This window comes from Streptomyces sp. NPDC029152 (assembly GCF_055564355.1).
Genome location: NZ_JBVHWR010000003.1, coordinates 291,018 through 304,462, shown reverse-complemented (window position 1 = coordinate 304,462; position 13,445 = coordinate 291,018). Strand labels below are relative to the sequence as shown.

At 73.8% G+C, this 13,445-nt stretch carries 10 protein-coding genes; 4 read left to right on the top strand and 6 right to left on the bottom strand.

All coding sequences use genetic code 11. From position 1 onward, the window contains the following. Positions 1-36: 36 nt before the first annotated feature. Positions 37-1,800: an aspartate--tRNA ligase gene (gene aspS / locus ACZ4V6_RS08045; RefSeq protein WP_467823759.1), complete on the top strand. Its 1,764-nt coding sequence runs from the start codon at positions 37-39 to the stop codon at positions 1,798-1,800. Between the two features lie 65 nt (positions 1,801-1,865). On the opposite strand, the gene ACZ4V6_RS08040 is transcribed toward aspS, so the two are convergent. From ACZ4V6_RS08040 to ACZ4V6_RS08030, 3 genes are all read right to left on the bottom strand, one after another. Continuing rightward, a complete protein-coding gene (locus ACZ4V6_RS08040) occupies positions 1,866-2,231 on the bottom strand; it encodes a PH domain-containing protein (RefSeq protein WP_467823756.1) in 366 nt (121 codons plus the stop codon). A gap of 113 nt (positions 2,232-2,344) precedes the next feature. Next, a complete protein-coding gene (gene metG, locus ACZ4V6_RS08035; protein WP_467823753.1) occupies positions 2,345-4,075 on the bottom strand; it encodes a methionine--tRNA ligase in 1,731 nt (576 codons plus the stop codon). A gap of 127 nt (positions 4,076-4,202) precedes the next feature. Further along, positions 4,203-5,696, bottom strand: coding sequence for a VWA domain-containing protein (locus ACZ4V6_RS08030; protein ID WP_467823750.1), 1,494 nt, complete (start codon positions 5,694-5,696; stop codon positions 4,203-4,205). Positions 5,697-5,962: 266 nt separating this feature from the next. Here ACZ4V6_RS08030 and ACZ4V6_RS08025 point away from each other — a divergent pair, with 266 nt between their 5' ends. Continuing rightward, positions 5,963-8,053 (top strand): PhoX family protein, encoded by a 2,091-nt coding sequence (locus tag ACZ4V6_RS08025; protein ID WP_467823747.1) that lies wholly within the window; start codon positions 5,963-5,965, stop codon positions 8,051-8,053. Between the two features lie 3 nt (positions 8,054-8,056). On the opposite strand, the gene ACZ4V6_RS08020 is transcribed toward ACZ4V6_RS08025, so the two are convergent. The 3 genes from ACZ4V6_RS08020 to ACZ4V6_RS08010 form a co-directional block, all read right to left on the bottom strand. After that, a complete protein-coding gene (locus ACZ4V6_RS08020) occupies positions 8,057-9,079 on the bottom strand; it encodes an endonuclease/exonuclease/phosphatase family protein (RefSeq protein WP_467823745.1) in 1,023 nt (340 codons plus the stop codon). Positions 9,080-9,456: 377 nt separating this feature from the next. Beyond that, a complete protein-coding gene (locus ACZ4V6_RS08015) occupies positions 9,457-10,371 on the bottom strand; it encodes a hypothetical protein (protein WP_467823742.1) in 915 nt (304 codons plus the stop codon). 136 nt (positions 10,372-10,507) lie between these two features. Next, on the bottom strand, positions 10,508-10,963 hold the full coding sequence (locus ACZ4V6_RS08010) for a hypothetical protein (protein ID WP_467823740.1): 456 nt from the start codon (positions 10,961-10,963) through the stop codon (positions 10,508-10,510). Positions 10,964-11,033: 70 nt separating this feature from the next. On the opposite strand from ACZ4V6_RS08010, the gene ACZ4V6_RS08005 reads away from it, so the two are divergent. Beyond that, a complete protein-coding gene (locus tag ACZ4V6_RS08005) occupies positions 11,034-12,272 on the top strand; it encodes a PP2C family protein-serine/threonine phosphatase (protein ID WP_467824333.1) in 1,239 nt (412 codons plus the stop codon). A gap of 64 nt (positions 12,273-12,336) precedes the next feature. Continuing rightward, positions 12,337-13,404 (top strand): serine/threonine-protein kinase, encoded by a 1,068-nt coding sequence (locus tag ACZ4V6_RS08000; protein ID WP_467823737.1) that lies wholly within the window; start codon positions 12,337-12,339, stop codon positions 13,402-13,404. Positions 13,405-13,445: the final 41 nt, after the last annotated feature.

Genomic DNA, 13,445 nt, shown 5'->3' with positions numbered 1-13,445 from the left:
CACGGCCCCCGATCCGCGAAGACTGGATGAACGACGATGCATCGGTACAGGTCCCACACCTGCGGCGAGCTCCGCTCCACTGACGTCGGCACCGACGTCCGCCTGAGTGGCTGGCTGCACAATCGGCGCGACCTGGGCGGCATCCTCTTCATCGATCTGCGCGATCACTACGGCATCACGCAGCTCGTCGCCCGTCCGGGTACGGAGGCGTACGAGGCGCTGGACAAGCTGACCAAGGAATCGACCGTCCGGGTCGACGGCAAGGTCGTCTCCCGCGGCGCCGAGAACGTCAACGCCGACCTGCCCACCGGTGAGGTCGAGGTCGAGGTGGGCGAGGTCGAGCTGCTCGGCGCGGCCCAGCCGCTGCCCTTCACCATCAACACCGAGGACGGGGTCAACGAGGAGCGGCGCCTGGAGTACCGCTTCCTGGACCTGCGCCGCGAGCGCATGCACCGCAACATCATGCTGCGCACGGCGGTCATCTCGGCGATCCGGCAGAAGATGACGGCGCTGGGCTTCAACGAGATGGCGACGCCGATCCTGAGCGCCACCTCCCCGGAGGGCGCCCGTGACTTCGTCGTCCCGTCGCGCCTGAACCCCGGCAAGTTCTACGCCCTGCCGCAGGCGCCGCAGCAGTTCAAGCAGCTGCTGATGATCTCCGGTTTCGACCGCTACTTCCAGATCGCGCCCTGCTTCCGCGACGAGGACGCCCGTGCCGACCGCTCGCCGGGCGAGTTCTACCAGCTCGACGTGGAGATGAGCTTCGTCGAGCAGGAGGACGTCTTCCGGCCCATCGAGAAGCTGATGACCGAGCTGTTCGAGGAGTTCGGCAACGGCCGTCACGTGACGTCGCCGTTCCCGCGCATCCCGTTCCGCGAGGCGATGCTGAAGTACGGCTCCGACAAGCCGGACCTGCGCGCCAAGCTGGAGCTCGTCGACATCACCGACATCTTCGAGGGCTCGGAGTTCAAGGCCTTCGCCGGCAAGCACGTGCGGGCCCTGCCGGTGCCGGACGTCTCCGCCCAGCCGCGCAAGTTCTTCGACCAGCTGGGCGACTTCGCCGTCTCGCAGGGCGCCAAGGGCCTGGCCTGGGTCCGCGTCGGCGAGGACGGCACGCTGTCCGGCCCGATCGCGAAGTTCCTGACCGAGGACGACGTCGCCGAGCTGACCAAGCGCCTGTCGCTGGCCGCCGGTCACGCGGTGTTCTTCGGCGCGGGCGAGTTCGACGAGGTCTCGAAGATCATGGGCGCGGTGCGGGTCGAGGCCGCCAAGCGCGCCGGTCAGTTCGAGGAGGACGTCTTCCGCTTCTGCTGGATCGTCGACTTCCCGATGTACGAGAAGGACGAGGAGACCGGCACGATCGACTTCTCCCACAACCCCTTCTCGATGCCGCAGGGCGGTCTGGAGGCCCTGGAGACCCAGGACCCGCTGGACATCCTGGGCTGGCAGTACGACATCGTCTGCAACGGTGTCGAGCTGTCCTCCGGCGCGATCCGGAACCACGAGCCGGAGATCATGCTCAAGGCGTTCGAGATCGCGGGTTACGACCGGGAGACGGTCGAGGAGAAGTTCGCCGGCATGCTGCGCGCGTTCCGCTTCGGCGCCCCGCCGCACGGCGGCATCGCCCCGGGCGTCGACCGCATCGTCATGCTCCTCGCGGACGAGCCGAACATCCGCGAGACGATCGCCTTCCCGCTCAACGGCAACGCCCAGGACCTGATGATGGGCGCGCCGACGGAGCTGGACGAGTCCCGCCTGCGCGAGCTGCACCTGCAGGTGCGCAAGCCGCAGCCGAAGTAGGCGCCCGCACGCGAGGGGCCCGGCATCGTGACCGGTGCCGGGCCCCTGCGCGTTCCGCCGCGGACCTACCGCGCCACGAACTGGGTCAGGATCGCCTGGACCTCGTAGATGTCGACGCCCTTGGTGAAGGTCTTCTGGATCGGGGCCGCGCTGCCGGAGAGCCAGATCTTCAGCTCGGCGTCGAGGTCGAAGTGGCCCGCCGTCTCCACCGCGAAGTGGGTGATGCTGCGGTACGGGACGGAGTGGTACTCCGTCTTCTTGCCGGTGATGCCCTGCTTGTCGACCAGGATCAGGCGCCGGTCGGTGAACAGGATGGTGTCGCGGATCAGCAGGTAGGCGGCGTGCACCTGCTCACCCTGGCCGAGCAGACGCGCGTACTCCTGCTGCGCCTGGACCGGGTCGATGCTGTGCGCGTTGCCGAACAGTGCCATGGATGCCCCCCACGTGGATGGATCACGCCGATGCGTGATCTTCGCAATCTAGACCACGCGTCAGGGCCCGGGAACACCTGTTCCCGGGCCCTGACGTCGGTGGTGCGAGGTCGTTACGCGGCCTGCGGCTCGCCGCCGAAGCGCTCCTTGTACGCCTCCAGGTCCTCGTCCGTCAGCTTGGCGAAGAGGACCGGCGGAACGGTGAAGGGGACGCCGGCCGTGATCGTGGTCAGGGCGCGGGCCTCCTCGGGGGTGACCCAGGCGGCCGTGTCGTCCGGGAGGGAGAACGCCTGGCGCATGGCGGCCGTCGACGCCGGGATGAACGGCTCCGAGACCACCGCGTAGAGGTGGATCAGGTTCATCGCCGTGCGCAGGGTGAGGGCGGCGGCGTCCTTGTCGGTCTTGATCTCCAGCCAGGGGGCCTTCTCCTCCAGGTAGGAGTTGCCCGCCGACCACAGGGCGCGCAGCGCCGCGGCGGCCTTGCGGAACTGGAGGGCCTCCATCTGGGACTCGTACTCCGCCAGGAGCCGGGCGATCTCCTCGCCGAGGCGGGCCTCCGCCTCGCCGGGCTCGCCGCCCGCCGGGACCTGCTCGCCGAAGCGCTTCTTCGAGAAGGACAGCACGCGGTTGACGAAGTTGCCGAGGGTGTCGGCCAGGTCCTTGTTCACCGTGGCGGTGAAGTGTTCCCAGGTGAAGGACGAGTCGTCCGACTCCGGGGCGTTGGCGATCAGGAAGTACCGCCAGTAGTCGGCCGGCAGGACGTCCAGGGCCTGGTCGGTGAAGACACCGCGCTTCTGGGACGTGGAGAACTTGCCGCCGTAGTACGTCAGCCAGTTGAACGCCTTGACGTAGTCGACCTTCTTCCAGGGCTCGCGGACGCCCAGCTGCGTGGCCGGGAACATCACGGTGTGGAAGGGGACGTTGTCCTTGGCCATGAACTCGGTGTAGCGGACCGGGTTCTCACCGGTGTCGGCCTCGTACCACCAGGACTTCCAGTCCCGGTTCTCCGGGTCCTGGTCCGCCCACTCCTTCGTCGCGCCGATGTACTCGATCGGGGCGTCGAACCACACGTAGAAGACCTTGCCCTCGGCCGCCAGGTCCGGCCAGGTGTCGGCCGGGACCGGGACGCCCCAGTCCAGGTCGCGGGTGATCGCCCGGTCGTGCAGTCCCTCGGTCAGCCACTTGCGGGCGATGGACGCGGCCAGCTGCGGCCACTCCTCCTCGTGCCGGGCCACCCACTCCTCGACCTCGTGCTGGAGCTTGGACTGGAGGAGGAAGAGGTGCTTGGTCTCGCGGACCTCCAGGTCGGTGGAGCCGGAGATCGCCGAGCGCGGGTCGATCAGGTCGGTCGGGTCCAGGACGCGGGTGCAGTTCTCGCACTGGTCGCCGCGGGCCTTGTCGTAGCCGCAGTGGGGGCAGGTGCCCTCCACGTAGCGGTCCGGGAGGAAGCGGCCGTCGGTGGGGCTGTAGACCTGGCGGATGGCGCGCTCTTCGATGAAGCCGTTCTCGTTGAGCTTGCGGGCGAAGTGCTGGGTGATCTCGACGTTCTGCTGCGAGGAGCTGCGGCCGAAGTAGTCGAAGGCGAGGGCGAAGCCGTCGTAGACCGCCTTCTGGGCGTCGTGCGCCTGCGCGCAGAACGCGTCGACCGGCAGCCCCTGCTCCTTGGCGGCGAGCTCGGCGGGGGTGCCGTGCTCGTCCGTGGCGCAGATGTAGAGGACGTCGTGACCGCGCTGGCGCAGGTAGCGGGAGTAGACGTCCGCCGGGAGCATGGACCCCACCATGTTGCCCAGGTGCTTGATCCCGTTGATGTACGGAAGGGCGCTGGTGATGAGGTGTCGAGCCATCGGAGGCTGCTCCCAGGTTGATACGTACGGAACCTTGAAATCGTAGCCGACACGGGTGCGCCGCCCGCTTCCCGTTCTACGGGGTGAGAAGCGGGCGGCGGCGGGGAGCGGGGGCGGTGGTGGCGGGCTACGGCCGCCAGGCGGCCAGGACGCCCTCGTAGAGCTCCTTGTCGGTGAGCTCCTTCGGGGTCTCGCCGGCCAGGAAGTGGGACGTGTTGTCCGTCTTGAGCTTGCGGAGGTAGTCGAACGCCTTGTTCTGCGGGTCGCCGAAGGCCACGAAGGAGAAGTGGACGTCCGGGTGGTTCTCGGCCGCGTCCGCGAGGGCCTGGGTGGCCGGGGTCTTGGCGTCGGGGGCGCCGTCGGTCTGGAAGACCACCAGGGCGGGGGTGCCCGGGTCCTCCTTGCCGTGCTGGGCGAGGACGGCCTCGACGGCGGCGTGGTAGCTGGTGCGGCCCATGCGGCCGAGGGCGCCGTGCAGCTCGTCGATCTTGTTCTCGTGGTCGGTGAGGGTCAGCTCGCCGGTGCCGTCCACTTCCGTGGAGAAGAACGTGACGTGGACCGTGGCCTCGGGGTCGAGGTGGGCGGCGAGCGCGAGGGTCTGCTCGGCGAGGGCCTGGGCGGAGCCGTCCTTGTAGTACGGGCGCATGGAGGCGGAGCGGTCGAGGACGAGGTGGACCCTGGCGCGGGTGCCGGTGAGGGCGTGCTTCTTCAGGACGGCGCCGGCGGCCTTGTAGGCGGTGGCGAGGCCGGGGGCGCGGGAACGGACGCGCGCCGCGGGGGTGGCGGGCTTGGGGGCGGGTCCCTGCGGGGCCTTGTCGGCCTCGGCCTCGGCTTCGCCTTCGGCCGTCGTGTTCCCGCCCGCACCACCCGTGCTGCTTTCGTCGTCGGGTGCGGGTGGCCCCTGTGGGGCTTCCCCGGCGTCGGCGGCCGCGGGTCCGGGGGTGGTGGTCTCCGGTTCCGGTGTCTGTTCGGCTTCCGGCTGCGGCTCGGGCTTGGCCTCGGTTTCCGGCTGCGGCTCGGATTCGGGCTCGGCCTTGACTCCGGCTTCCGGCTCCGGCTCGGGCTTGGCCTCGGCTTCCGGTTGCGGCTGCGGCTCGGGCTCGGGTTCGGCCTTGACTCCGGCTTCCGGCTCCGGCTGCGGCTCGGGCTCGGCCGACGGGGTGGGGGTGGGCTCCGGCTGCGGCTCGGATTCGGGCTCGGCCTTGACTCCGGCTTCCGGCTCCGGCTCCGGCTGTGGCTCGGGCTCGGCCGACGGGGTGGGGGTGGGCTCCGGCTGCGGCTCGATCCCGGCCTTCGGGGCGGGAGCCGGGGCCGGGGTCTCCGGGGGCGTCCCGTCCGGGGACCGGGTCGGCTTGGGGACCGTGACGTTGGCGAACGCGGCCTTGACGAGTTCGTGTTCGTCGGTCTCGGTGCGGGGCTCGGGGACCTGGGCGGTCTCCGGCCGCTCCGGGGCCCCGGCCGGCTCCTCGGGCGCGGTGGGCCGGGACGGGAGCGTCGGCTCCGGAGCGGCGGCCGGTGCCGCCGTCTCCTGCGTCGCACCCTCCGCCTCCGCCTCCGCCTGGGCGGCCCGTGCTTTGCGTGACCGGCCGAACGCGTTCCGCAGGAGAGTGAGAATGCCCATGTGCGCAACCCTTCGCGTGAGTTGGTGCCCGTCAATCCCTGGCCAGGACGGACACGTAAGGTTAGCGGCCCCGTCTTGTGATCTTGCGCAGGGTTTGGCGGGGGGTCACCGGCGCGTCAAGGGCCGGATCCGGCCGAGGCTCATTCCCGTCCCGCTGTCGCGGGTTCACCCGTCGTTCATCCCGACGCCCGGCTCCCGCACGTATGTGCTCCTACGGTCGCGCTGACACCAAGGGCATCACAGGGCATCCCAGGGGAGAACGAGAAGTGCGCAAGCTGCTGCCGTTGATCGGAACGCCGTCCGGTTCGCATCCCGGCGGCCGGTCCACCATGACCTGCCGTTTCCGGTGTGGTGACGCCTGCTTCCACGAGGTGCCCAACACCAGCTCCAACGAGTACGTCGGCGACGTCATCGCGGGTGCGCTCAGCCGCCGTTCCCTGATGCGCGCCGCGGCCGTCGTCACCGTCGCCGCCGCGGGAGCCGGTGCCGCGGGCGTGGCGGGGGCGCCCTCCGCGCAGGCCGCGCCGGTGGCCGGAAAGGGCAACGGGACGGGGCACGGGCACCGGCCGAAGCAGCAGGGCGCGCGCGGACTGCGGTTCGCACCGGTGGCCCCCAACACCGAGGACGCCGTCGTCGTGCCGGAGGGGTACCGGCAGGGCGTCGTCATCCGGTGGGGCGAGCCCATCCTGCGCGGGGCGCCCGCCTTCGACCCCGAGAAGCAGACCGCGAAGGCCCAGGCCGGGCAGTTCGGGTACAACAACGACTTCCTCGCGCTGCTGCCGCTGAAGGGCGAGCGCGGGCGGCAGCTCCTCGTCGCCAACCACGAGTACACCGACGAGGTGCTGATGTTCCGGGGCTACGATCCCGAGAACCCGACCCGCGAGCAGGTCGAGATCGCGTGGGCCGCGCACGGGCTGTCCGCCGTCGTCGTGGAGGAGGACCGCCGCAGCGGCAGGCTGACGCCGGTGCCGCGCCACCACCTGAACCGGCGCGTCACCGCCACCACCGAGTTCCGGCTCACCGGCCCGGCCGCCGGCTCCGACCTGGTGAGGACCTCCGCCGACCGGACCGGCCGCAAGGTGCTCGGCACCCTCAACAACTGCTCCGGCGGCACCACCCCCTGGGGCACCACGCTGCACGGCGAGGAGAACTTCAACCAGTACTTCGCCAACGGCGGCCGCGCCACCGACAAGCGGTACGGCATCGGCACCGGCGCCACCGAGCGCAAGTGGGAGCGGTTCGACGAGCGCTTCGACGTCGCCCGGGAGCCCAACGAGGTGCACCGCTTCGGGTACGTCGTCGAACTCGACCCGTACGACCCCGCCTCCACGCCCCGCAAGCACACCCTGCTCGGCCGCTTCAAGCACGAGGCCGCGACCGTGCGGCTGACCGACGACGGGCGCCCGGTCGTCTACACCGGCGACGACGAGCGGTTCGACTACTTCTACAAGTTCGTCGGCAGCAAGCGGATGCGGCACGGCGACGGCCGCGACGCCCGCGAGCACAACCTGTCGCTGCTCGACGAGGGCACCCTGTACGTCGCCCAGCTCACCGGCGACTCCCCGGCCGCCGAGATCGACGGCACCGGCACGTTGCCGGCCGACGGCGAGTTCGACGGCAGCGGCCGCTGGATCCCGCTGGTCACCGCGACCGCCGACGGTGCCGTCTCGCACGTCGAGGGCATGACGGCGGAGGAGGTCTGCGTCTTCACGCGGCTGGCCGGCGACAAGGCCGGCGCGACGAAGATGGACCGGCCCGAGGACATCGAGCCGTCCCCGCGGACCGGCAAGGTGTACGTCGCGCTCACCAACAACTCCAACCGCGGCAAGTCCGGCTACGCGGGCCCCGACGAGGCCAACCCGCGCGTCGGCAACAAGCACGGCCACGTCCTGGAGCTGACCGAGCGCCGCAACCGGGCCGACGCCACCGACTTCGCCTGGTCGCTGTTCCTCGTGGCCGGCGACCCGAACGACCCGGCGACCTACTTCGCGGGCTTCCCGAAGGAGGCCGTCAGCCCGATCTCCTGCCCCGACAACGTGGCCTTCGACCCCCACGGCAACCTGTGGATCTCCACCGACGGCAACGCGCTCGGCACCCACGACGGCCTCTTCGGCGTCGCGACGAAGGGCGAGCGGCGCGGTGAGCTGAAGCAGTTCCTGACCGTGCCGACCGGCGCGGAGACCTGCGGCCCGCTCGTGCAGGACCGGCGCGTGCTGGTCTCCGTGCAGCACCCGGGCGAGGTCGACGGCGCCTCGGTGGAGCGGCCGGCCAGCACCTGGCCCGACGGCCCCGGGAGGATCGTGCGCCCGGCGGTCGTGGCGGTGTGGCGCGCGGACGGCGCCGACATCGGCGTCTGAGCGTCACCCGTCGGCGGGCCTACGGCCCGCGTGCAGCGTGAGGTCGACGACCAGCGCGCGGTGGTCGGTGTCGGCGAGGTCGAGGAAGCGGGCGCGGTGGGCGGCGAAGTCCCGTGACACCAGCACGTGGTCGATCTGCGTGCCGAGCACCGGGGCGGTCCGGGCCGGCCAGCTGGGCGTGCGGTCCTCGCCGGCCAGGCGGGCCGCGTCGTGCAGCCCGGTGTCGAGGATGCGCCGGAAGGCGGCGTGGTCCTGGGAGGCGTTGAAGTCGCCGGCGAGGACGGTGGGGGTCCCGCCGGCCCCGGCCGCGGCGTCGCGCAGCCGGCCCAGCTCCGTGCGCCACAGGCCGAGCTGCTCCGGCAGCGGCGGCATGGGATGGGCGAGCTGGAGGCGTACGGCGTGGCCGCGCACGTCGGCGACCGCGCCGGGCATGCCCATGGTGCCGGGGACGCCGGGGGCGGGGGCGAGCGGGAAGCGGCTCAGGATGACCGATCCCTCGGAGCCGCCGCCCTCGACGGCCCGCCGGTGCGGGTAGTCGGCGCCGAGCTCCCGCCGCAGGGCCGCGTCGCACGTGTACGCGCACTCCTGCACGAACAGCAGGTCCGGTTCCTCGCGGCGCACCGCGCCGATCAGGGCGTCGGTGCCCTGTCCGAACTCGACGTTCGACGTCAGCACCCGCACCTCGGCGACGGGCGGCCCGGCCGGCACCCCGGTCTTGCCGTACGGCTCGATGAACCAGGCCAGCAGCCCGAGCAGCGCCACGCCCCACACCGCTCCCGGCCACCATTGGGCGAGCAGCGTCAGCAGCAGCCCGGCCCCGGCCGGCACCAGCAGCCAGGGCAGGAAGGCGAGCAGTTGCGGCACCGGGGTGACGCCGTCGGTGTCGGCGACCCGGCAGCCGACGACCGCGCTGACCCCGGCGAACAACAGCCCGGCGCACCAGGCCCCGGCCCGCCGCCCGGCCCGTCGGGCCGTCGGCCCGCCGGGCGTGTGCGTCCACTGGCCCCTCGCCGTGTCGGTGTCCACGTCCCGGCCTTCCGCTCGCGGGCGCGCTGCCCGGATCCCCCTCTCAAGGACGGCGGACACGGGCGGAAGGTTTCCCTCCGGCCACGGGTCCGCCGTGCCGGCCACGAGTTCGCCGTGCCGGCCACGAGTTCGCCGTGCCGGCCACGTCCGTCGTGCTCGTGGTGCCCGTCGTGCCCGCCGGGCCGCGCGGAACTCCCGTACGGCCTCGGTGCGGCCCCCGACGTGCCGGTCGGACTCCTCCGGCTTCTCCGCCGGGCGGCCCGGCGAGGGCCGGCTCCTCGGGTCCCGCGGTGCGCCACGGGCCGTCGCCCCGCGCGCGGCCGGCGACGGCGGCCGCGCGGACGGGCCGCCGGCCGGGTGATCTCCCGCGCCGGGACTCAGAGCCGGGCCCGTGGCGAGCGGGGCGGCCCCGGGTCGACGGCGGGGTCCGCGGGAGGCCGGCGGCGGCGCAGCAGATGTCCGTACCGGCCGGTGAGCCAGGAGGCCGCGGCGACCGTCAGACCGAGGCCGACCAGCAGCCAGGAGGCCGTGCGCAGGGTCGCGGTGAGGGCGTCGTACACGGCGCCGGCGGCCGGGCCGTCGACCGCGCCGGGCAGCGCGGCCAGGGTGAGCCGGCGGCCGACGAGGACCGCGAGGACGAGCAGCACTCCGCCGACGGCCGTGCCGATGCCGGTGGCCGTGAGCGCACGCCGCCGGCGGGCGGCCACGGCGATTCCGGCGACGGCGAAGACGACGGCCGCGAGCGGCAGCCAGAAGGCGGCGACGTCGAGCACGCGGTAGCCCTTCCTGAGCCGGTCCGCCCCGTGGGCCGGGAGCACGGTGACCTCGGTGTGCCGGACCGGGATCCGCTGCGCCATCGGCACGTTGTCCCGGACGAGGCGGCCGCGGACCCGGGCGGTGACGGGGGCCAGGTCGACCGTGACGGGGCGCCCGGCGGCCCCCTCGTCGCGCAGGGCGCGCAGCACGGCGGTGTGGACGGTCAGGTTGGCCGTGTCCCAGCCCGCGCGGAAGGCCTCGGTCCGGGTGAAGGAGCGGGCCGCGTCCTGCACGTAGAGGCGCACGGTCGCGCGCAGCGGGCCGGCGCCCACCTCGTTCATGACCCCGTCGTCCACCGTGTCCGCGACCGCGTCCCGCACGCGCGGGTCGGCGGCGAGCGGCGCCATGGCGGCGACGTACCGGCCGGTGTCGGCCAGCCCGTACGCCGCCCAGGCCGCCAGCGTGCCGCACGGTGCGAGCAGGCAGGCGAGGGCGATCAGGACGGCCGACAGGCCGCGGCGGAGACGTGGGGGCACCCTCCCAGGCAACGCCCGCGGGGCGGTCCCGGCGAGCGGGGTGCCTGCGAATGGTCCCGCCGACGAGCCGAACGGCCGAACGCCCGGCCCCCCCGCCGCACCGCCCGGCGCCGCCGGGGACCGCGGGCGGCGCGGCTCAGGAGGTCCGGTGACCCCCGGCGTCCTCGGACGTGTAGGAGCGGTAGAGCAGCGCGGCGGTCACCGCGGCCGCCAGGATCAGCGAGAGGAGGATGCACGTGAACAGGGGCACGCTGCTCTGCGCGTACAGGAAACCCAGCGCGCTGCCGGCGAACGCGCCCCACAGCACCGCGTGTCCCTCGCGCGGCAGCCGCGACGCCACCGCCCGGACCACGGCGTACAGGACGGCGAACGCGAGGGCGGTCAGGAAGCCGAACAGCAGGTTCCAGCCGGTGATGGGGCCGCCGTAGCGCCGGTTGGCCGCGGCCCAGTAGCCGTAGACGAGCCCGGCCAGGACGGGCACCGCCCACTTCGCCACCAGGTGGGTGCGGGGGCCGAAGACGTCGGGCGTCCTCGTCGGGCGCGTGGCCGGCGTCCGGTCGGACGCTCCCCGGGTGGATACCGCGTGAGCCATGAGAGCACTCCTCTCTCTCCTCGCCCCCGACTACCAGGGCACACCGGGGAGGGGCGGGCGGCAAGTCAGGATGCGGGGGGTGGGGGCCCGTGCTTCGCTGGGGGCCGTGAGGGGTCGCGGGAAAGGGGCTGCGCCGGGGCCGGCGCACGGCCGGTGGCGGCTGGCCGGCCGGCTCGTCCGGGCCGCCGGCCAGGGGGACGCCGTCTCCCGGCGCGAACTGCTGAGCGTCCACGGCCGGAGCGTCGCCTGGCTGGTCCCGCTGGTGCTGCTCGCCGGCATCGTCGCGGCCGACACCATGACCGGCGCGTTCCAGATCATCTCCTGGACCGTGCTCGTGCCCGGCGTCGCGGCCGCGATCTGCGGGACGCTGGAGACGGGGGTGTTCGCGGCGCTCGCGGTCGCCGTCTTCGTCCTGGCCGACACCACCTGGCAGCACCAGGACAGGACCGACACCTCGGGCCTGGTCCTCGTCGCCCTGGGCGGACTCATCGCCGTGGCCGCCGCCACGCTCCGCGTCGCCGGCGAGCGGCGCATGCTGCGCATGCGGGACATCGCCGACACCACCCGCCGCACCGTGCTGCGCCCGCTCCCGGAGGGGTTCGGCGGCCTCGACCACGCCGCCGTCTACCTCCCCGCGGACACCGAGGCCCGCGTGGGCGGCGACTTCTACGACATCCAGCCCGGCCCGCACGGCACCCGCGTCCTCATCGGCGACGTCCAGGGAAAGGGCCTGGGCGCGGTGGAGACCGCGGCCGCGCTGCTCAGCACGTTCCGGGAGGCCGGCTACCACGAGGCGGACCTCGTGACGGTCGCCGAGCGCCTGGAGACCCGCATGGTGCGCCACCGCAGGCACACGGCCGCCCTCGGCCGGTCCGACGGCGACCGCTTCGCCACCGCCGTGCTGATCGGCTTCTCCGACGGCCTGCCCGACGCCGTGGACGCCGTGGTCCTCGGCCACGACCCCCCGCTGGCGGTCGGCCCGGGCGGTGTGCGGGAGCTGCCGGCGGCCGGCGGGCTGCCGCTGGGCATGGCCGAGCTCGTCCCCGGGCCGCAGGTGTCCGTGAGCCGGGTGGCCCTCGCCCGGGACGAGACGCTGCTGCTGGTCACCGACGGGGTGACCGAGGCCCGCGACGCCGAGGGGTGTTTCTACCGGCACGGCGAAGAGGTGGCCCGCGCCGTCGCCGCCGATCCGCGCAACGCCGCGCCGCGGCGGCTGGTGGCCCTCGTGCGGGACGGAACGCTGCGGCACTGCCGGGGGCGGCCGGCCGACGACACCATGGTGTTCGCGGTACGGCGGCTGAACGGCTGAGCGCCCCGCGTCGCGGCCGCAGCGGCTACCGTGCTGCCGTACGTGATCGACAGGGGGAGGGGACATGCCCGGAACCGTGCTGCTGCTCGCGGCGTCGCCCGTGGGCCGGGGGTGTCTGGTGGACGCCGCCTCCGTGCTCCCCGTGCTCGCCGCCGTGCCGCCCGCCGTGCTGGCCGGCACGGACACCGCGAACGTCGTCGAGCTCGCCGACCCGCTGGAGCCGCAGGCCGTCCTCACCCGGCTCCGCGCGGCCGCGGCGGCCCCCGGCCCGCTGACCGTGTACGTCACCGGGCAGCTCCACCTGGACCGGCGCGAGCGCCTGCCCCACCTGGCGCTGGCCCGGACGACCCCCTCGACGGTCCGCTACACCGCCCTGCCCTGGCACTGGATCCGCGAGGAGCTCCGGCTGCGGCCGAGCGGCGCGACGACGCTGCTGCTGGATCTGCACGCCGACCGGGAGGCCTGGGAGTGGCTGCGGACCCGCCCGCTGGACTCGGGACGCAACAACGCCGTCTACGGTCGCGTCGCGCCCCCGCCCTCGCGGCGGACCGTGGCCGCCCCCGCGTACATGCGCGGCGTCGCGACCGTCCTGCGCAGCGGGCACCGGCCGCCGCCGGACCGGCTGCACGAGGAGGCGCTGGCCCGCTGCGCGGCCGACGGCGGCGGGAGCGGCGCGGACCTGGTGCTGGCGGCGCCCGGGCCGGTGGCGGGGGACCCGCACGCCGTCATCTCGGCCGCCGTGCGGTCGGGGCGGCACGGCGACGCCGACGCGCTGGCCGCGCGCCACGAGCGGGCCGCCGCCCTCGCGCTCGGGCCCGCCTCCGAGGACGCGCTGCACTGGGCGGAGGTCCGGGCCGACCTGGCGATGTTCGCCGGGGACCCGGCGCGTTCCTGCCGTGCCTGGCTGGCGGTGGCCGAGGCCCGCCTGCGGGCCGGGCAGGAACCGGGGACGCCCGCCGTGGAGGCGGCCGTGGACCGGGCCCACCACCAGTGGGGACGGATCCGCGACGCCGCGCGGGCCCGCGAACTGGGTGCCGCGCTCGCCGCGCTGCGCGGCCGGGTACCCGGCCGGCGCGAGGGCGCGCTGGACCACGTGCAGCGGGAACTGGGCCGGTTGCAGACCCAGGACTGACGCACCCCCTCCGCGGGCCCCGGCCGGTGCGCGCGCCCGCG